Below are 18,178 nucleotides of genomic sequence, written 5' to 3'. Positions count from 1 at the left end.
ATGTTGTTTGTGTGCATCCTTGGAGCTTTTGGCCCGCTCCTTGCTATAAGAAAAGCATCCTTCCTCCAAGAACTCAAATTTAGGAAAAGGACTCCCGGGATGGCGACCTGGGGGTCCTTTTCCGCTTTTGGGGCGCGGCCAAGGCGGGGGTCGGGCCGGGGCGCGGCGGCAGGCCGGCAAAACGCCCGGCGCCCTGTCCCCGGCGTCCGCCCGGCCGGGCCGAAGCCCTTAACAAATCATGATTCTTCGCTGTTCCCCGCGAGGGCCGTTGCCTGGGTTTCCCGGAAGCGACAGGAGCCGGCGGGGCCAGGGAATCGGGGCGGTGGCGGCCCCGGCCGCCGGCCCAAAAAAAACCGGAAGGGGCCTGGCCCCTTCCGGTCGCGTACAAAACCTTTGACCGGCGCTTCAGCGGCCGGCGGCCTTGGCCCAGGAATCCTTCAGGGCCACGGACCGGTTGAACACCCGTTTCGCCGGCGTCGAATCCTTGTCCACGCAGAAATAGCCCAGCCGCTCGAACTGGACGTTTTCCCCCACGGGCAACTCGGCCAGGCTCGGTTCGACCAGGGCCTCGGCGATGACTTCCAGGGAATCGGGGTTGAGGCAGTCCATGAAGTCGCCCTTGCCCTCGGACGGGTTTTCCTTGGTGAAAAGCCGGTCGTAGAGGCGCACCTCGGCTTTTTTGGCGTGGGCGGCCGAAACCCAGTGCAGGGTGCCCTTGACCTTGCGCCCGTCGCCGGACCAGCCGCCTTTGGTGGCCGGGTCGTGGACGCAGCGCAATTCCACCACCTCGCCCGTGGCCGGGTCCTTCACCACGTCCGTGCAGGTGACGTAGTAGGCGTAGCGCAGCCGCACCTCGGCTCCCGGGGCCAGGCGGAACCACTTCCTGGCCGGCGTCTCCGCGAAGTCGTCGCGCTCGATGTAGAGTTCCCGCGAAAAGGGCACCTGGCGCGAACCGAGGGTCGCGTCCTCGGGGTGGTAGGGGAAGTCGATGGCCTCCACCTGGCCCTCGGGATAGTTCTCGATGACGACCTTGAGCGGCCTCAGCACGGCCATGACCCGCTTGGCCCGGCGGTTCAAGTCCTCGCGCAGGCAGTGTTCCAGAAGGGCCATGTCCACCATGTTCTCGGCCTTGGAGATGCCGATGCGCTCGCAGAAGTCGCGGATGGCCTCGGGGGTGTAGCCCCGGCGGCGGATGCCGCTTAGGGTCGGCAGGCGCGGGTCGTCCCAGCCGGCCACGACCTTTTCCGTGACGAGCTTGATGAGCTTGCGCTTGCTGAGCACGGTATAGGACAGGTTGAGGCGGGCGAACTCGATCTGCTGCGGGTGGCAGGGCACGGGCAGGTTGTCGAGCACCCAGTCGTAGAGCGGCCGGTTGTTCTCGAATTCCAGCGAGCAGATGGAATGGGTGATGCCCTCCAGGGCATCCGAGATGCAGTGGGTGTAGTCGTACATGGGGTAGACGCACCAGGCGTCGCCCGTGCGGTGGTGCTCCACGTGCTTGATCCGGTAGATGACCGGGTCGCGCAGCACCACGTTGGGGCTTTGCATGTCGATTTTCGCCCGCAGCACCTTGGCCCCGTCCGGGAACTCGCCGGCCCGCATGCGGCGAAACAGGTCCAGGTTCTCGGCCACGGGGCGGTTACGCCAGGGGCTGTCCTTGCCCGGCTCGGTCAGGGTGCCGCGATGGGCCCGGATCTCTTCCTGGCTCAGGTCGTCGACGTAGGCCAGGCCCTTTTCGATGAGCGTCTCGGCAAAGGCGTAGAGCCGCTCGAAATAGTCCGAGGCGTAGTAGAGCCGGTCGTCCCAGGAAAAGCCCAGCCAGCGCACGTCTTCCTGGATGGAGTCGACGTATTCCACCTCTTCCTTGGCCGGGTTGGTGTCGTCGAAGCGCAGGTTGCACTCCCCGCCGAATTCCCTGGCCAGGCCGAAGTTGAGGCAGATGGACTTGGCGTGGCCGATGTGCAGGTAGCCGTTGGGCTCGGGCGGGAAGCGGGTGTGGACGCGGCCGGCCCATTTGCCGGTACGATTGTCTTCGTCGATGAGCTGGCGGATGAAATCGCGGCCCGGGGTGGGGCCGGATTTGTCCTTGTCGTCCGCGTCGGGTGCGGTCATGGCTGGACCTCGTTGCTGGGTGGGGGTCAAGCGGCCGGCAGGGCCGCGAGAAACCGGGAAAATAGGCCAAAACCGGCCAGGGGTCAAATGAGGCCGGCCGCAGTGGGAGTAAAGCGCCGGTGGGCGCGGGGGGCGCCGGCTTGCCGGCAGGAACCGAAGAGGCAAGGGGGCGATGCATGGCCGGCCGGGCCTGGGGCGCGCCGGCCGGCCTCGGTGCCTCGCGGCTTAGAAGACGATGTTGTTGGTGTTGACCCAGCCGTACTTGTTGAGGCTCGGCACATGGACCAGGGCCCAGCCTTCGCGGTCGTCGACGAGGATGCCGACCGGCGTGCCGATGGGCATCTTGGCCAGTTCGCCGCAGTAGGTGCCTTCGCAGATGCGCAGCGGCAGGCCGGTGAAGCCCGCCCTGGCCGTGCGCTGGGGCGTCAGTGTCCAGGTCTCGGCCACGATGGCCCGTTGCAGCGAGTCCATGGCCATGGTCGGGGTCGCGGCCGGGCCTTGGGCCTGGGCGAGGCCGGCCACGCCCAGGAAGGCGACCGCCAGGAACGCCAGGACGAACATCGGGAACATACGTCGGTTCTTCATGACAAAAGCCTCCTTCGTATTTCGCCACGCCGGACTGCCGGCGCGGCGCTCACCCGAACGGTACGGGGCCCTCCTCCCCACGGAAGAGGAGCCCACACTATTCCCACTATATCCCCTGATTTTCGCCCGTCAACGGCGATTTTCCCTTTTTTCGGCCCGCCGGGTCCCGGGCCGGCCCTGGGGCGATCAAGATGCCGCTATCGTTGACGAAAATGTAACATAGTCACGGGTTTCCCGTGTTTAGTCGTATTATTTCAGCATGTTGACAATTGTCTCGCCATCCGGCAAAGGTCGGGGCATCTTTTCCAGAGGCGACAATATGGCCATGCATTTCCGGGGCGCCTTCCCCGATGTCCCCGACGACGCCTTCCGTCGCGTTTTTCTCTGTACCCCCAATGCCGCGCTCCTGCGCGATGCCGACGGCCACATCCTGGCCGTCAACGCCGCCTTCGAGGCCTTGTTCGGCCTGGAGGCCGTCGATGTGGTGGGCCATGACCTGCGCGAGGTGGTGCGGCCGGCCAAGGGCCTGCCGGGCGAGGAGGGCGAGGTCTGGAGCCTGTGCGGCGCGGCCTTTTTGCGCCAGACCCGCTGGAGCGCCGGCGAGGGCGAGGCGGTCGATGTCAGCGTCTCCCAGTTCACGGTGGGCTCCCACGAGGGCCGGCCCCTGTCCTGCGTGCTTTTTCGCGACATCTCCGGCCGCCGCCGGGCCGAGGAGCAGTTGCGGGCCGCCGAACGCAAATACCGCTCCATTTTCGAAAACGCCGTGGAAGGCATCTTCCAGACCACGCCCCAGGGCCGCTACCTGGAGGTCAACGGCACGCTGGCCCGCATCTACGGCTTCGATGCCGTGGCCGAGATGACCGAGCATTTCCGCGACATCAAAAACCAGCTCTACGTCGACCCCAACCGCCGGGACGATTTCGTGCGGGAGCTGGCCGCCCACGACCAGGTGCGCGATTTCGAGTCGGAGATCCGCAAAAAGGACGGCACCACCATCTGGATTTCCGAAAACGCCCGGGTGGTGCGCGACACCGAGGGCAACCCCCTCTATTACGAGGGCACGGTGGTGGACATCACCGACCGCAAGCTGGCCGAGGAGGCCCTGGCTAGCCAGCGGGCCTATTTCGCCCAGCTGTTCGCCAATTCGCCCCAGGCCATTTCGCTTATCGACACCCACCGCAACATCGTGGACGTCAATGCCGCCTTCGAGGAGCTGTTCGGCTACCGGGCGGCAGACATCAAGGGCTACGGCATGAGGGCGTTCATCGTGCCGGAAAACCTGCTCACGGAATGCGAGAACGTGCGCGGCTCCATTCTTTCCGGCAACTCGGTGGTGCGCGAGACCGCCCGCCGCCACCGCGACGGCCGGCTCATCCCCGTGTCCATGATCGGCTTCCCCATCGTCATCAAGGGCGCCGTCCAGGGCATCGTCTACATCTACCAGGACATTTCCGAGCGCAAGGCCTTCGAGGAGCAGATCACCCACCAGGCCTTCCACGACGCCCTGACCGGGCTGCCCAACCGCAGCCTTTTTGCCGACCGCCTGGAGCGGGCGCTCACCCGGGCCGCCCGGCGCGGTGACTACCAGTACGCCGTGCTCATGATCGACCTCAACAAGTTCAAAGGCATAAACGACACCCTCGGCCACCAGGCCGGGGACCTGCTGCTGGTCGAGGTGGCCAAGCGGATCGCCGGCTGCGTGCGCGGCATGGACACCGTGGCCAGGCTCGGCGGGGACGAGTTCGCCGTCATCCTGGAGGAGCTCAAGTCCAAAAAGGAAGTCATGGCCGTGGTGGACCGCATCGGGGCCTGCCTGGGCCAGCCCTGCCGCCTGTGCGGCACGGCCGTGACCCCGGGGGCCAGCATCGGCATCGTGCTGCGCACCCGCGACTATGCCTCGGCCGAGGACATCCTGCGCGACGCCGACATTGCCATGTACCGGGCCAAGGAACAGGGCCGGCCGGCCGTCATCTTCGACCGCAAGATGCACCAGGAGATCCTGGAGGCCATCAGCCTCGAGGCCGACCTGCGCCACGCCATCGAGGCCGGGGAGCTGCTGCTGCACTACCAGCCCATCGTGGACGTGGGGCACGGCGGCATCGAGGGCTTCGAGGCCCTGGTGCGCTGGGACCATCCTTCGCGCGGGCTGGTGCCGCCGGGGCAGTTCATTCCCCTGGCCGAGGAAACGGGGCTCATCCTGCCCTTGGGCCGTTTCGTCATCGCCGAAGCCTGCCGGCAGTTGCGCGACTGGCAGCGGGACATGCCCGAGGCGCGGGGGCTTTCGGTCAGTGTCAACGTCTCCTGCCGCCAGTTCGTCAAAGACGGCCTGGTGGACCACGTGGCCCAGGTGCTGGCCGACACGGGCCTGGCCCCGGAGAGCCTCAAGCTCGAGATCACCGAGTCCGTGCTCATGCACGACGCCCAGCACACGGCCCAGGAGCTGACGCGCCTGAAGGCCCTGGGCGTCAAGATCGCCATCGACGACTTCGGCACCGGCTATTCGTCGCTGTCCTACCTGCGCCAACTGCCCATCGACCACTTGAAGATCGACCGCTCGTTTATCAGCGGCGAGGGCTGTGACGGCGAAAGCCAGGAAATCGTCAAATCCATCATTTCCCTGGCCCGCAGCCTGGGGCTCACGGTCATCGCCGAGGGCGTGGAACGGGCCGACCAGCTTTCGCGCCTGCGCCAGGCCGCCTGCGACAAGGCGCAGGGATTCATGTTCTCGCGTCCCCTGGACAAGGAGGCCGCCGCCCGGTTCCTGCGCCGGGGGGTGCCGGGCGAGTGCGGCTGCCCGTAACGGGCCGGATCGTTGGGCCGCGTCAGGCGCCCTGGCGCCGCCGTCGTCCCGAGCCAGGAGGCCTGGCCGGGACTCCTGGTCTCCGCGTCCCTGTGGCCGCCGGCCTGGTGCCTGCCGTTTTCCGCCGTCGGCCGGCATCGGCCGTTGCGCGCCGCCGTCCGGGCGTCGCCGGCTTCCCGCCACCTGGCTGGCGCCACCCGTTTCCCGCAACCGGTATGCTCCCATCCGTTTCCCGTGGCCGGCCGCGTCCTGTGGCGCCCGCTTCGCGCCGCCGTCCGGGCGGGTTTTTTTCGCCGTCGGCGAAAACGTTGCGCGGTTGGGACGTCGGCTTGAATCGTGGTCGTGTATGTGCAGGAATATTCTTTGCTGGTGGCGTAACCTTTTTATTGATTTGCCGTCGACGGTATTTACGACTGCAAAGGCGTGGCAGAGGAAGGCAGGAGGCCGAACTTGTCGCGATTGGCTCGTGTACGGCGCTAGTTGTGAAAGAAAGATGCAGGGAGGACGTTGTAGAATCGTTTTCGGATACAGTCCGAAGCAGCCAAAAGAAAAAATATTATTATAAAAACTACCCTAAGTATTCGGGAGGGCGGTCCGATAGGAGGCTAAACACAAGGAGATCGCCATGACCGCCATAAACGGCCTTTCCCTGTACACCGGCACGGCCGCCTCCCAGACGAGCTACGGCCTGGCCGCAACCGGCAAGGCCGAGGCTGCCGGCTCCTCGGCCACGTCCACCACCACCTCCTCGGGCGACACCGTGACCATTTCCGACGAGGCCAAGGCCCTGGCCTATTCCCTGTCCACCTCCCAGGCCACGGCCAGCAACGCCAACGCCGCCGCCACCGCCGCCCTGACCGGCGCCGGCACGGTCGCGGCAGGCTCCGGTGATGCCGCCTCGGCGACCACCACCACGGCCGCCGCTTCCGGTGCGGCTTCGGCCAGCGCCTCGACCACCACCGCGTCCGGCACGGCCGGCGAGGACACGACCACGGCCTCCACGTCCTCCGGCAGCACGGCCACGTCCACCACCGCCTCCGACGACACCGCCACGTCCACGACGGCCGCTGCCGACACCGACACGAGCGCGACGGCCGCCGCCGGCGGGGCTTCGGCCAAGGGCATGTCCGCCGGCAGCGCTTCGGGTTCCTCGGACGAGGATGAGGAGGACGACGACGACACCACCTCCGACGAGATCAAGGAGCAGATCCAGCAGGTGCAGCAGCAAATCGAGAAGGTGGAAAGCGAGAATATCTCGGAAGAGGAGAAAAAGACCAAGAAGATGCAGCTCGAATCCGAGCTGGCCGAACTGCAAACCGAGTACGCCGAGGCCCTGGAGGAAGAGAGCTCGTCGAGTTCCAGCACGAGCGGCACCGGCGGCAACACCTCGACCACCACCTTCGGCGCGGCGGGTTGAGCCCATGGCCCTGCGACGCGACGGCCGCCAGCCTCGCCGCGCGGCCGCCGCCGGGCCACGCCCTTGCAAGTGTGTCAGATTGACACGGGCGGTTGACAACACGGCCCCCCCGGCTTAAAGCCGAACGACCGAGCAACCCTTTAGAGGAACCAATGGACGATCCGTACAGTAGTTGTCGCAATAACCAAGTGTTTTTGCCGATTCTTTTGCAATAGCGCCCCTGCCGTCACGGTTCGCGCCGACGTCCCTCCCCGTTTCCGGGAGCCGGGCCGCCTCCGCCAGCCCGCCGGTCAGGCGGCGGCCCCAAGGAGGCGCCCGATGAACACCCCCTTCATCCGGTCCCGTATCGTCGCCTTGCGACGCCTCGCCAACGCCTGCCGCGGCCACGCGGCGGCCCGCTTTTTCCCCTGCCCGCGCCGGTACTGCGCCGCCCTGGCCACCGCCGCGCCGGAACCTCCCTCACGAAGCCCCCTGCCCTCCTCGTAGGGCCCCTTGACGGCCGCCTAAGTGGCCGTCCTTCGCGCTGTTCCCTTGTTTTTGCGCCGGTCCCCGTGCCACGGCGCGGTGCCGGCGCCAGCCAGCGGGAGTGGTCCGCCCGGTGTCCGGCCGGTCGCGACGCAGCCCGGGGAGGCTTTCGTTATGAGCGAACTGTACGTCAGCGCCGTATTGGGGCGTCCGGTCATCGACCCGTCCGGCGCGTCCCTGGGCCGCCTGGACGACCTGCGCCTGGAGCCGGGGGAAACCCTGCCCGTGGTGTCTGGGCTTTTCATCCGCGACGGGGGGGAGCGCCGGTTCATTCCCTGGAAGGCCGTGCACCTCTTCACCCCGGTGGTGGTTTCGGCCGACCCCGACGCCGTGGGCCGGGCCGAGGAACCGGCCGACGGCTCCCCGGACATCCGGCTGCGCCGCGACCTCCTCGACCGCCAGATCGTGGACGTGGACGGGGCCAAGGTGGTGCGGGTCAACGACCTCAAGCTGGCCACGCGGGGGGCGAGCCTGTTCGTGGCCGCCGCCGACGTGGGCCTGCGCGGCATGTTCCGGCGGCTGGGCCAACTGCGCTTCTGGAACTGGCTGGCCGGGGTGTTCGGGGCGAAACTGCCCACGCGCGAAATCGACTGGCGCTTCGTGGCCCAGCTCGACCCCAACGCCGACCGGCTGACCCTGACCGTGGCCCGCGAGCGCCTCGCCGACCTGCACCCGGCCGACATCGCCGATATCGTGGCCCAGCTGCCCCACAAGGAGGCCGGCACCGTGCTGGGCTCCCTGGACCCCGAGACCCTGGGCGAAACCATGGGCGAACTCGATACCGAACTCGGGGCCAAGGTCATAAGCAGCCTGGACAGCGAGCAGGCCTCGGACATCCTGGAGGAAATGGAGCCCCATGACGCGGCCGACCTGCTCGGCGACCTGCCCGAGGAAAAGGCCCGGGAACTGCTCGGCCTCATGGACGCCGAGGACGCCGAGATGGTCCAGGAGCTCCTGGAGCACGAGGAGGACACGGCCGGGGGGCTCATGAACAACCTCTTCGCCGCCGTGCCGCCGGCCATGACCGCCGAGGAGGCCATAAGCTACATCCGCCTGGTCGGGGCCGAAGTGGACAACGTCTATTACGTCTACGTCATCCGGGGCGACGAGACGCCCTTGGGCGTGGTCACCCTCAAGCGGCTGCTGCTGGCCCCGCCCAAGACGCCGGTGGCCGAGATCATGACGGTGGGGCTCAAGGCCGTGCCCGTGGACGCCACGCCGTCGGAGGTCATGGAGGTCATCGCCAAGTACAACCTGCTGGCCGTGCCGGTCCTCAACGAGGCCGGGCACATGGCCGGCATCGTGCCGGCCGATGACGTGCTGGAGCTTTTTTTGCCCGAATCCTTCACCAGAAAGCGTTTCGCCGCCCTGTAGGCCGGCGTCGTGTACGGGGATCGACCATGACCGCAGTCGCCGCCGCGCCGGCCAAGAAATTTTCGCGCAAAAACATCCTGCTGTTCCTGGCCATTCTCGGGCCGGGCATCATCACCGCCAACGTGGACAACGACGCCGGCGGCATCACCACCTATTCCCTGGCCGGGGCGCAATACGGCTATGCGCTCCTGTGGATGCTCCTCCCCACCACGGTCTCCCTGGTCGTGGTCCAGGAGATGTGCGCCCGCATGGGCGCCGTCACGGGCAAGGGCCTGTCCGACCTCATCCGCGAGTCCTTCGGGCTGCGCACCACCTTTTACATCATGATCGCGCTGTTTCTGACCAACCTCGGCAACACCATCTCGGAATTCGCCGGCATCGCCGCCGGCATGGAGATTTTCGGCGTCTCCAAGTTCGTGTCCGTGCCCGCGGCCGCCGTGCTGGTGTGGCTGCTCATCGTCAAGGGCTCCTACCGCATCGTGGAGCGGGTGTTCCTGTTCGCCTGCGTCATCTACCTGGCCTACCCCCTGGCGGCCCTTTCCGCCGACGTGCCCTGGCTCGAGGTGGCCAAGGCCTCGGTCACGCCGACCTTCCGGGCCGACGGCGGCTACGTGGCCATGATGATCGGCCTGGTGGGCACGACCATCGCCCCGTGGATGCAGTTCTACCAGCAGGCGGCCGTGGTGGAGAAGGGCATCACCGCCGACAAGTACGGCTACACCCGCCTCGACGTGGTGGTGGGCTGCTTTTTCGCCGTGGCCGTGGCCCTTTTCATCGTGGTGTCCTGCGCCGCCTCGATCTACGTCCACGGCGGTTCCGTGGAAACGGCCGCCGACGCCGCCCGGGCCCTGGAGCCGCTGGTCGGCCAGTACGCTTCGTGGCTGTTCGCGGTGGGGCTTATCAACGCCTCGCTGTTCGCGGCCGGGGTGCTGCCGCTGTCCACGGCCTACTACATCTGCGAGGCCATGGGCTGGGAGCTGGGCATCGACAAGGACTTCCGCAAGGCGCCGGAGTTTTTCTGGCTTTTCACCATCAGCATCGTCGTCGGCTCGCTGACCATCCTGGTCCCCGGCATGCCGCTGCTGGCCGTCATGTACCTGTCCCAGGTGGTCAACGGCGTGGTCCTGCCCTTCGTGCTCATCCTCATGCTTCTGCTCGTCAACGACAAGCGGCTCATGGGCAGCTTCGTCAACGGCCCGGCCTTCAACACCGTGGCCTGGGCCACGGTCGTCGGGCTCATTGGGCTTACGGCGCTGATGACCCTCGATACGGTCTGGCCCGGGGCCATTGGCAAGCTCGTGTCCCTGGTGGCCGGCTAGGGTCGCGTCCCGCAACGAGGAGCCCGCCGCCCGTCAGGCGCCCGCGGCGGGCGACGCGGGTTCAGGCGCCGGCCAGGCTGTCGATGGCCGCAAGCAGGGAGTCGAAGGAGGAGAGGCTGAAGATGATGAGGACCTCGCCCTCGATGAGGTGGTCCTTCATGCTGAACTGGGTGCGGGCCACCAGGATCATGCCCGTGCCCTGGCCGACGATGCCGGAGATGTCGGATTCGATGAAGTCCGGGGGCGTGTAGCGCAGGGGCTCGCGCAGGATGTTGGCGATGGAGCCCATGACGCCGTTTAAGACGATGTTGCCCACTTCCTGGAGGGTGCCCCGGCGCATGGCCTCGTCGCCCGGCAGCCCGCCCTCCTTGCCGAGCACCACGGCCACGAGCTTGGAGGCGGATTCCGGCGGGAAGATCAGGGCGCTTATGCCGGCGAACTCCCCGGAAAAGCCGAGTTGGACCGCGGAAAAAACCGAATCCGGCCGTTCGGCGTATAATTGGGCCAATTGGGCCTGGGTCAGCACCCGCAACACCGGCACCTGCAACTGGATGTGGGTGTTGACCATCTGGTTGAGCATGCCGGCGGCCCGGCCCACGCCGATGTTGATGAGCTCCTGGAGGATGTCGAGTTGCAGCGGGGAAAGCGGCATGGTCGTCATCGGGGGCCGTCCGGCCGCTCCTGGCAATAGGGCTCCAGGGCCTGGCGCAGGGCGGGGCCGTCCACGGGTTTGTTGAGGAACCCCTTGGCGCCCAGGGCCAGGCAGCGGCCCCGGGTGGTTTCCTGGATGTCGGCCGTGACCACGACAATGGCCAGGCCCGGCATGTCGCGCGACAGGATTTCCATGACGGCAATCCCCCCCGGGTCGGGCATGTTGAGGTCGAGCAACAAGGCGTCGGGCCGGTGCTCCAGGGCCAGGCGCAGGCATTCCTGGCCGTCCTTGGCCTCGATGACGGCGAATCCCGCTTCCCGGGCCACCTTGGCCGCCTGGAAGCGCTGGAACATGGAATCGTCGGCGATAAGCAGTGTGGGCATGGCTATGGTCCTGTGCCGCGCATGGGCGGGCCGGGTTGCAGGTTGCCTCTTCGCATCCGACGCCCGGGGCGTCAAGGTCGTCCGAGCGCGGTGTTTCGGGCGGCGGCGGCGGCCGTTTCCCAGGCCTGGTCGAGCCGGCCGAGGATCTCGGCCAGGGTGCCCGGCGGCATTTCCGACTCCCTGGCCGCCGCTTCCAGTTCCCCGGCCAGGCGCAGGCAGTCGCGGGCGCCCATGGTCGCGGCCGTGGATTTGAGGGTGTGGGCGTGCAGGCGCAGGCCGGCCCGGTCGCCGGCGTCCAGGGCGGCCTCGGCCGCCCGCAGCCGTTTGGCGAATTCCTCCAAGGAGGTGGCCAGGATGGGGGCGAACAGGTCGTGGTCGATGCCGAGGCGGGCCAGGGCCCAGGCCACGTCCAGGACGCCGTCCGGTTGCGTTGCCGGGCCCGGGCCGGCTGGGGGCGGGGCCTGGGGCCGGGAGGCGGGTCTGGCGGTGGCCAGCCGGGCGATGGTCCCGGCCAGTTCGTTGAGGTTGATGGGCTTGCCGACATAGGCGTCCATGCCGGCTTCGGCGCAGGCCCGGCGCACCTCCTCGGACACGTGGGCCGTGACAGCCACGATGGGCAGGCCGGACTGGGCGATGGGCGCCTCGGGGCTGCCGCCGCAGCGGATGCGCCGGGCGGCGGTCAGCCCGTCCATGCCCGGCATCTCGATGTCCATGAGGACCAGGTCGAACGGCTCGGCGGCCAGAAGCCCCAGGGCCTCCTCGCCCGAAGCGGCGCAGACGCAGGTATGGCCGAGTTTTTTGAGGTGGATGGCCATGAGCTTGACGTTGACCGGGTTGTCTTCGGCCACCAGCACGTGCAACCCCCGGGGCTGCGTCAACCTCTCGCCCGTGGCGCCGTCCGGATGTTCCGGGGGGGAAGGTTTGCCGAAGGGGGCGCAAAACACGAAGGTGCTGCCCTGATCCGGGGTGGACAGCACCCGCAATTCCCCGCCCATGAGCGAGGCCAGTTCGCGGCTGATGGCCAGGCCCAGGCCCGTGCCGCCGTAACGGCGGGCCGTGGAGTCGTCGGCCTGGCGGAAGCTGTCGAAAATGGTTTCCTGCATCGCCGTGGGGATGCCGATGCCGGTGTCGGCCACGGAAAACGCCAGGCGGCAGTATTCGCCCTGGCCGGCCGGCGTCGGGGACAGCCGCACGGTCACGCCGCCGGCGTCGGTGAACTTGACGGCATTGCCCACGAGGTTGACCAGGATCTGCCGGACCTTGCCGTCGTCGCCGCGCACGCGCTCAGGCAGGCCGGGCGCGACTTCGAGCGTCAGGCGCAGCCCCTTGGCCGCGGCGGCCAGGCCGAAGGACTTGACCACGGCCCCGGCCAGTTCGCACGGGTCGAAGTCCTCGGGGCAAAGGACCATCCGCTTGGCCTCGATCTTGGAGAAATCCAGGACGTCGTTGAGGATGCCGAGCAGGTGGCGGGCCGAGTCCCGCACGGTGTCGAGGTAGTCGTGCTGCTCGGCGGACAGCCTGCTTTTGAGCACCTCTTCGGTCAGGCCCAGGATGGCGTTCATGGGCGTGCGGATCTCGTGGCTCATGCTGGCCAGGAAGCGGCTTTTGGCCTGGTTGGCCCGGTCGGCCTCCTCCTTGGCGGCGCGCAGGGCGTCGAGGTTGCGCCTCCGTTCCACGCCCAGGGCCAGCTGTTCGGCCACCGACAGCATGAGTTCCGTTTCCTTGCGGCCGAACCGCCCCGGATCGGCGAAATGCATGACGCCCATGACGCCGAGGACTTCCTGGCGGACCCGGATGGGCACGGCCAGGAGCACCTCGGGCTGGCGGCCCGGGCAGGTCAGGCCCGTCAGGCGCATGCCCCGGCGGGTCACGAGCAGGGGGTGGGCCGTGCGCAGGACCTCGATGAGCGCGTCGGCCTCGTGGTAGTCGCCGATGTTGTCCCGGGTCACGGGCGTCAGGCGCCTGGCCAGATCCTCCAAGGCCGCCGGGGCGGGCTGGGCGGCACTGGTGAAATGGACGAAGCGCAAGCGGTCCGTCTCGCGCTCGGCCAGGGCGATGAAGAACTCGTGGGTGTCCAGGGCCTCGCCCAGGATGTTGCGGATGGTGCGGTAGAGGCTGTCCATGTCCTCTTCCGAGGCCACGGCGCTGGACACCCGGTAGAGGATGGTGGTGGTCTTTTCGCTTTCGTGCAGGTCCTCCTCGACCAGCCGGGCCTCGGTGAGGTCCCGGATGTTGACCATGATCCGCCGGTGGTCGCCGCCCTCGGTCCAGGGGGTGTAGCGCACGCTCAAATAGCGCCGCCCAAGCCCCGGCAGGGGCGTCCAATGCTCGAACTGGAGGGTCTCCCCGGCCAGGCAGCGGGCGAACTTGTCCTTGAGGCGCTCGAGGTAGAAGCTCTCGCCCAGAAAATCGGCCACATGGCGGCCGACGATGGCGCTGGGCGGCTGGCCGAAGGCCTTGTGGTAGGCGTCGTTGACGAACAGGTAGCGCCCGTCGGCGTCGATGAGCGAGACCATGTCCGAGGAGGCGGCGATCATGCGGGCGTAGCGGCGCAGGTCGTGGGCGGCGCTGTCCATGGCCGAGGAATCCTGGACGAAGGCTTCGTAGTACAAAAGCTTGCCGTCGGCATCGGCCACGGCCCGGATGTCCTGGCGGGTGGGCACGATGGTGCCGTCGCGGCGGCGCACGCCCGCTTCGAAGTCCTTGGCCTGGCCGGTTGTTTGCAGCAACTGGCGCAAGGCTTCGTAGCGGGCGGGGTCGACAAGGAAGTCCCGGGTGATGTTGCCGACCTCGCGGCGCATCTGGCCGGGCGAGGCGAAGCCGTGGAGGGCGGCCAGGGCGGGGTTGGCTTCGAGGATGCGCCCGGACGGGTCGGCGTGGCAGGCGCCCACGGGGCTGTGTTCGAAGGCGCCGCGAAACCGGCGCAGGTCGGCGGCCAGGTCGGCGTTTTCGCGGCGCAGGCGTTCCGTGGCCCGTTCGAGCCTGGCCGAGCGCTCGCGGACCCGGCGGTCGATTTGGGCGGCTTCGCGGCGGGCCAGGCGCTGCTGGCGCAGCCGCTCGGAAACGTCGGTGAGTACGCCCACGACCAGCTTGCCCCGGCTGTCGGCCTCGCGGACCATCTCCAGGGCCAGGGCCCCCTGGCGCGCCTCGCCGTCGCGGCGCACGAAATCCGTGACCAGGAGCCGCCGGTCGCCGGGCTCGGTGAGGGCGGCCATGGCGGCGGCGATGCGTTCGGCCTGGCCGGGGAAGACGGCGGCCAGGAAATCGCCGGCCGCCTCGCGCCGGGTCTTGCCGGCATAGCCCAGCAACCGGCGCAACGACGGCGCCGCCCGGATGATGTCCGTCTCCGGGCGCAGGCTGAAAAGCCCCAAACGGGTGGCGGCCAGGGATTCGGTTTCCCTGGAGCCCGCGTCGGCGTCGGCGGGGTCGTCGAACAGGAACAGCGAGGCCGGGTCCAGGTCCAGCGCCCGGTGCAGGGCTTCGATGGCCGCCAGGGAGGGGGCGGCCGCGCCGCGCTCGATCTTGTTGAGGTGCTCCAGGGACACGCCGGAGCGTTCGGCCAAGGCGACCTGGGTCAGGCCGGCCAGGCGGCGCAACTGCCGCAACCTGCGGCCGAAGGCGATGGCAAAGGTGTTGTCTTTCATGGCTTCGCGCCGGGGCGAACACACCCGGGCTGGAATAAAACACGTAATGACATTACGTGTAAAGAGATGTTTTGAGGGGAAGGAAATCGTGTTCGTTTTGATATAACGCGCTGATTCCAAAGCGAATCGATGTGAATGTCTGGACGAGGGCGTGATTCGTCCGGTATCCTGGCCCGAAAGCCAAGGAGGTTCCCGTATGCCCGTCTCCCGCATCCTTTTGCCGCTGATCCTCTTGACCTGCCTCGCTTCCTCGGCCATGGCCGGCCCCACGGTGGAAGCGTCCTACGGCAACGGCTCGAAACCCTTTTCCCTGGCCACGGGCAGCCCCGGCGAGCTGGGGCTTTTAGCCGTGCTCGGCCAGGCCTACTGCGCCGTGAGCGACTGCCGCCTGGACTGGGTCAAGGCCGGCTCGGGCCAGTCCCTGGACATGCTCAAGGCCGGTGAGGTGGACATGATCATGGTCCATGCCCCGGCGGCCGAGAAAAAGGCCGTGGCCGAGGGCTGGGCCGGCTGCCCGACCCTGATCGGCTCCAACGAGTTTTTTATCGTCGGCCCGGCCGCCGACCCGGCCGGCATCGCCAAGGCCGCCTCGGCCGCCGACGCCTACCGGGCCATTGCCGCGGCCAAGGCCAAGTTCTTCTCGCGCGGCGACAACTCCGGCACCCATAAAAAGGAGCTGGACACCTGGAAGGATGCCGGCCTCACGCCCGAGGGCGACTGGTACGTGGTGACCAAGGCCTTCATGACGGCCACGCTCAAGCGGGCCAACGACGAGGGCGGCTACTTCATGACCGACAGCAGCACCTGGGCCGCCGAACGCAACAACGTGCCCAAGCTCAAGGTGCTTTTTTCCGGCGACAAAAAGCTCGTCAACACCTACCACGCCCTGTGCGGCCAAAAAGACGGCAAGCCGTCCTCGGACCTGGCCAAGGGGTTCATCGCCTTCGTGGCCTCGCCCGAGGGGCAGGGCATCATCGCCGCCTTCGGCAAGGACAAGCACGGCGAAGCCCTCTACAACGACGCCGCCTACGCCAAGAAGTACGTGGACTAGGCGGTTGCGCCACGCGATGCGCCCGGCGGCGCGACCGGCCACCGGAATCGGCCGCGCCGCCCCTCCACCGGAAAATCGCCCGGGCCGGCCCGTGGCCTGTGACGTTTCGCTGCGCCCGGCCGTAGAGGGAATAAAGACCTGGACGGGGAGCGGGCATGGAGCACGACGACGAGGCGCGGCTGATCGACGACATCCTCGACGGCGAGGCCGAGGCCTATGCCGTGCTGGTGCGGCGCTACCAGACGCCCATCCACGCCCTCATGCTGCGCCTGTGCCGCCATCCCGAAGACGCCCGCGACCTGACCCAGGAGGCCTTTGTCACGGCCTATGCCAAGCTCGACCGGTTCAGGCGCGGGGCGCGGTTTTTCCGTGGCTGTACGCCATCGCCCTCAACCTCGGCCGGGACCACCTGCGCCGGCGCGGCCACGGCGAGGTCACGGCCTCGGGGCTGCCGGAGGGGTTCATGGAAAACCTGCCCGCCACGGGCTCGGACGACGACCTGATCCGGGCCATGGACGCGGACCTGCTCCTTGCGGCCATGGACGCCCTGGGCACGCAGACGCGCGAGGCGCTGCTGTTGCGCTACCGGGAAGGCTGTTCCGTCAAAGACATCGCCGAGGCCCTCGGCATATCCGTCAGTGCCGCCAAGGTGCGCCTTTCCCGGGGCCTGGACCGGCTGCGCGAGCTTTTCGACGCGGCGGCGAAGGAGGCCGCGGCATGACCCATCCCGACAACGACCACCACGCCGCCGAGCGTGGCCGCGACAGAGGCCACGGGGAGGCCGCACCATGACCCCGTGCGATGACCAGCGGGCGGCGGGGCAACGGCGCCGCCCCGATATCGAAAGGGCATGCGGACCGGCCCAGCCCGACGACGAACGGGCGGCGAGGCAACGGCGCCGCCTGGCCGGCCGCATCGCCGGCCTGCCGCGGCCCGAGGCGCCGGCGGACATCCTGCCGGCGGTCATGGCCGGCATCCGGCCCAAACGGCCCACGGCCGTGGCCAGGCTGGCGCGCCGGCTGCGCCGCCTGGGGGGGCTGGGGCGGCTTCGGACGGCTTCTGGGGGCCGGCGCGGCCGTGGCCGTCTGGGTCGCGGCCACGGACCCGGGCTGGCTCCCGGTTTCCGGTCCGGCCCAGGGGGAGCGGCCGACGGCGGCCGGGCCGGCCGGGTTGCGGCTGTCCGGCCTGGAAGCCGGGCCGGGAGGTCACCTTCGTGGCCCGGCTGCCGGGGGCGGGCCGGGTGAGCCTGGTCGGCTCCTTCAACGGCTGGTCGCCCGAGCGGCATGTCATGCGCAGCGGAGTTCCTGGCCGCTGCCCGGCAGGCCGGCATGGCGCCCGAGGCGGCCGGGCTTCTCGTCGACGGGCTGCTGGCCGGCCAGGCCTTGCCCGTTTCCCTGCTGGAATTGGCCTGGCTCGTGCGTGAGGCCAAGACGGAGGGGCTTGGCGACGCGGCTGTCTCGGGCGCGGCCCTGGCCGTGGCCAACGGCTCCCAAAGCCTGGCCGGAGCCAGGACGTCCCTGGGGCTTTCGGACGGCACGACCGCCACGCGAGGGAAAACGGGCGCCTCGGGCGAGGCCGGGCAGGGAAAGGGGGCCGGCAACGGCGCCGGGCAGGGGGCGGCCGGCGACGGTTCCGGCAGCGGCAGTGGTTCCGGGAGCGGCTCGGGGAGTGGTGGTTCCGGCGGCACGGGCTCGGGCGGAGGCGGTTCGGGCAGCGGGGGTTCGGGCAGCACCGGTTCGGGTGGCTCAGGTTCGGGCAGCGGCGGTTCGGGCAGCGGTGGTTCCGGCGGCTCGGGCGGCTCGGGTGGAGGTGGCTCGGGTGGCGGCGGTTCCTGCGGCGGCTCGGGTGGGGGCCGGGGCGGCCGGGGTTGAGCGTGTGGCGACCACTGCCGCAAAAAAAAGTTGTCACCTTCTGTGACGTTTCCCGTCGGCGTCTCGTATATCCAGTAAATGCAAAAAAGAGGAACGTTATGATCGGAAAATCTTTCCTTATCCTGCTGGTCGCCTCTCTGTTAAGCCTGGGTTCCACCGCCTTCGCCGGCAACGGTTTCGGTGTCAATACGGATACAGATCAAGGGGAATACGGGGCAGGCTTCGGTTTCGGCGGCGATATTTCATGCCCCTGGGGGGATGGAACGGGACTTGGCCTGATGCTCGGCTTCGGTGACGGCAGCGAACCCATGCCGCAGGACGGAACGGGCTTCGGCGCCCCGGTCAATCGCTAGACGCGCGTTACGATATGCGGAAAATCCCCCGTACGGTGCGTGCCGTATGGGGGATTTTGCATGGTACGGCCCGCATCGCCTTTCGAGTTGCG

General features: G+C 68.3%; 15 protein-coding genes. 10 read left to right on the top strand and 5 right to left on the bottom strand.

Annotated features, from left to right (window positions below; all coding sequences use genetic code 11):
- Positions 1 to 405: 405 nt before the first annotated feature.
- Together ACP59X_RS22745 and ACP59X_RS22740 are read right to left on the bottom strand one after the other, a co-directional pair.
- The gene (locus ACP59X_RS22745; RefSeq protein WP_428562951.1) at positions 406 to 2,112 is read right to left on the bottom strand and encodes a glutamine--tRNA ligase/YqeY domain fusion protein; all 1,707 of its coding nucleotides are present in this window, start codon (positions 2,110 to 2,112) and stop codon (positions 406 to 408) included.
- A 225-nt stretch (positions 2,113 to 2,337) separates the two neighbouring features.
- Positions 2,338 to 2,697 (bottom strand): SH3 domain-containing protein, encoded by a 360-nt coding sequence (locus ACP59X_RS22740; RefSeq protein WP_428562949.1) that lies wholly within the window; start codon positions 2,695 to 2,697, stop codon positions 2,338 to 2,340.
- A gap of 319 nt (positions 2,698 to 3,016) precedes the next feature.
- Between ACP59X_RS22740 and ACP59X_RS22735 the strand changes: the two genes are divergently transcribed.
- From ACP59X_RS22735 to ACP59X_RS22715, 5 genes are all read left to right on the top strand, one after another.
- The gene (locus ACP59X_RS22735) at positions 3,017 to 5,497 is read left to right on the top strand and encodes a sensor domain-containing protein (RefSeq protein ID WP_428562947.1); all 2,481 of its coding nucleotides are present in this window, start codon (positions 3,017 to 3,019) and stop codon (positions 5,495 to 5,497) included.
- A 625-nt stretch (positions 5,498 to 6,122) separates the two neighbouring features.
- Positions 6,123 to 6,914 (top strand): FlxA-like family protein, encoded by a 792-nt coding sequence (locus ACP59X_RS22730; protein WP_428562945.1) that lies wholly within the window; start codon positions 6,123 to 6,125, stop codon positions 6,912 to 6,914.
- Between the two features lie 318 nt (positions 6,915 to 7,232).
- The gene (locus ACP59X_RS22725; protein ID WP_428562943.1) at positions 7,233 to 7,400 is read left to right on the top strand and encodes a hypothetical protein; all 168 of its coding nucleotides are present in this window, start codon (positions 7,233 to 7,235) and stop codon (positions 7,398 to 7,400) included.
- A gap of 153 nt (positions 7,401 to 7,553) precedes the next feature.
- A complete protein-coding gene (locus tag ACP59X_RS22720) occupies positions 7,554 to 8,813 on the top strand; it encodes a magnesium transporter MgtE N-terminal domain-containing protein (protein WP_428562941.1) in 1,260 nt (419 codons plus the stop codon).
- A 26-nt stretch (positions 8,814 to 8,839) separates the two neighbouring features.
- A complete protein-coding gene (locus tag ACP59X_RS22715; protein ID WP_428562939.1) occupies positions 8,840 to 10,132 on the top strand; it encodes an NRAMP family divalent metal transporter in 1,293 nt (430 codons plus the stop codon).
- Between the two features lie 61 nt (positions 10,133 to 10,193).
- Here ACP59X_RS22715 and ACP59X_RS22710 read toward each other — a convergent pair whose 3' ends face one another.
- The 3 genes from ACP59X_RS22710 to ACP59X_RS22700 all read right to left on the bottom strand — a co-directional run bounded on the left by ACP59X_RS22710 (position 10,194) and on the right by ACP59X_RS22700 (position 14,811).
- A complete protein-coding gene (locus ACP59X_RS22710; protein ID WP_428562937.1) occupies positions 10,194 to 10,793 on the bottom strand; it encodes a chemotaxis protein CheC in 600 nt (199 codons plus the stop codon).
- Complete coding sequence (locus tag ACP59X_RS22705; RefSeq protein ID WP_428562935.1) at positions 10,790 to 11,167, bottom strand: response regulator; 378 nt, start codon at positions 11,165 to 11,167, stop codon at positions 10,790 to 10,792. Before ACP59X_RS22705 ends, ACP59X_RS22710 begins: the two co-directional genes overlap by 4 nt.
- 71 nt (positions 11,168 to 11,238) lie before the next feature.
- Entirely contained in the window at positions 11,239 to 14,811 is a 3,573-nt protein-coding gene (locus ACP59X_RS22700; protein ID WP_428562933.1) for a PAS domain S-box protein, read from the bottom strand.
- Between the two features lie 196 nt (positions 14,812 to 15,007).
- Between ACP59X_RS22700 and ACP59X_RS22695 the strand changes: the two genes are divergently transcribed.
- The 5 genes from ACP59X_RS22695 (at position 15,008) to ACP59X_RS22675 (ending at position 18,086) form a co-directional block, all read left to right on the top strand.
- Positions 15,008 to 15,862, top strand: coding sequence for an ABC transporter substrate-binding protein (locus ACP59X_RS22695; RefSeq protein ID WP_428562931.1), 855 nt, complete (start codon positions 15,008 to 15,010; stop codon positions 15,860 to 15,862).
- A 155-nt stretch (positions 15,863 to 16,017) separates the two neighbouring features.
- Positions 16,018 to 16,365 (top strand): RNA polymerase sigma factor, encoded by a 348-nt coding sequence (locus ACP59X_RS22690; RefSeq protein ID WP_428562929.1) that lies wholly within the window; start codon positions 16,018 to 16,020, stop codon positions 16,363 to 16,365.
- The gene (locus ACP59X_RS22685; protein ID WP_428570005.1) at positions 16,272 to 16,583 is read left to right on the top strand and encodes an RNA polymerase sigma factor; all 312 of its coding nucleotides are present in this window, start codon (positions 16,272 to 16,274) and stop codon (positions 16,581 to 16,583) included. The genes ACP59X_RS22690 and ACP59X_RS22685 overlap by 94 nt, the downstream gene beginning before the upstream one ends.
- A gap of 562 nt (positions 16,584 to 17,145) precedes the next feature.
- The gene (locus tag ACP59X_RS22680; RefSeq protein WP_428562927.1) at positions 17,146 to 17,733 is read left to right on the top strand and encodes a hypothetical protein; all 588 of its coding nucleotides are present in this window, start codon (positions 17,146 to 17,148) and stop codon (positions 17,731 to 17,733) included.
- A 98-nt stretch (positions 17,734 to 17,831) separates the two neighbouring features.
- A complete protein-coding gene (locus ACP59X_RS22675) occupies positions 17,832 to 18,086 on the top strand; it encodes a hypothetical protein (RefSeq protein ID WP_428562925.1) in 255 nt (84 codons plus the stop codon).
- Positions 18,087 to 18,178: the final 92 nt, after the last annotated feature.

The sequence above is a fragment of the Solidesulfovibrio sp. DCME genome, from assembly GCF_049995385.1.
Classification (GTDB): domain Bacteria; phylum Desulfobacterota; class Desulfovibrionia; order Desulfovibrionales; family Desulfovibrionaceae; genus Solidesulfovibrio.
The sequence above is the reverse complement of the archived record's forward strand: the minus strand, read 5'-3'. Positions and strand labels throughout refer to the sequence as shown.

Coding starts and splice junctions, on each gene's coding strand:
- ACP59X_RS22745 (WP_428562951.1), bottom strand. CDS start 2,112: ATGACCGCACCCGACGCGGACGACAAGGACAAATCCGGCCCCACCCCG.
- ACP59X_RS22740 (WP_428562949.1), bottom strand. CDS start 2,697: ATGAAGAACCGACGTATGTTCCCGATGTTCGTCCTGGCGTTCCTGGCG.
- ACP59X_RS22735 (WP_428562947.1), top strand. CDS start 3,017: ATGGCCATGCATTTCCGGGGCGCCTTCCCCGATGTCCCCGACGACGCC.
- ACP59X_RS22730 (WP_428562945.1), top strand. CDS start 6,123: ATGACCGCCATAAACGGCCTTTCCCTGTACACCGGCACGGCCGCCTCC.
- ACP59X_RS22725 (WP_428562943.1), top strand. CDS start 7,233: ATGAACACCCCCTTCATCCGGTCCCGTATCGTCGCCTTGCGACGCCTC.
- ACP59X_RS22720 (WP_428562941.1), top strand. CDS start 7,554: ATGAGCGAACTGTACGTCAGCGCCGTATTGGGGCGTCCGGTCATCGAC.
- ACP59X_RS22715 (WP_428562939.1), top strand. CDS start 8,840: ATGACCGCAGTCGCCGCCGCGCCGGCCAAGAAATTTTCGCGCAAAAAC.
- ACP59X_RS22710 (WP_428562937.1), bottom strand. CDS start 10,793: ATGACGACCATGCCGCTTTCCCCGCTGCAACTCGACATCCTCCAGGAG.
- ACP59X_RS22705 (WP_428562935.1), bottom strand. CDS start 11,167: ATGCCCACACTGCTTATCGCCGACGATTCCATGTTCCAGCGCTTCCAG.
- ACP59X_RS22700 (WP_428562933.1), bottom strand. CDS start 14,811: ATGAAAGACAACACCTTTGCCATCGCCTTCGGCCGCAGGTTGCGGCAG.
- ACP59X_RS22695 (WP_428562931.1), top strand. CDS start 15,008: ATGCCCGTCTCCCGCATCCTTTTGCCGCTGATCCTCTTGACCTGCCTC.
- ACP59X_RS22690 (WP_428562929.1), top strand. CDS start 16,018: ATGGAGCACGACGACGAGGCGCGGCTGATCGACGACATCCTCGACGGC.
- ACP59X_RS22680 (WP_428562927.1), top strand. CDS start 17,146: ATGTCATGCGCAGCGGAGTTCCTGGCCGCTGCCCGGCAGGCCGGCATG.
- ACP59X_RS22675 (WP_428562925.1), top strand. CDS start 17,832: ATGATCGGAAAATCTTTCCTTATCCTGCTGGTCGCCTCTCTGTTAAGC.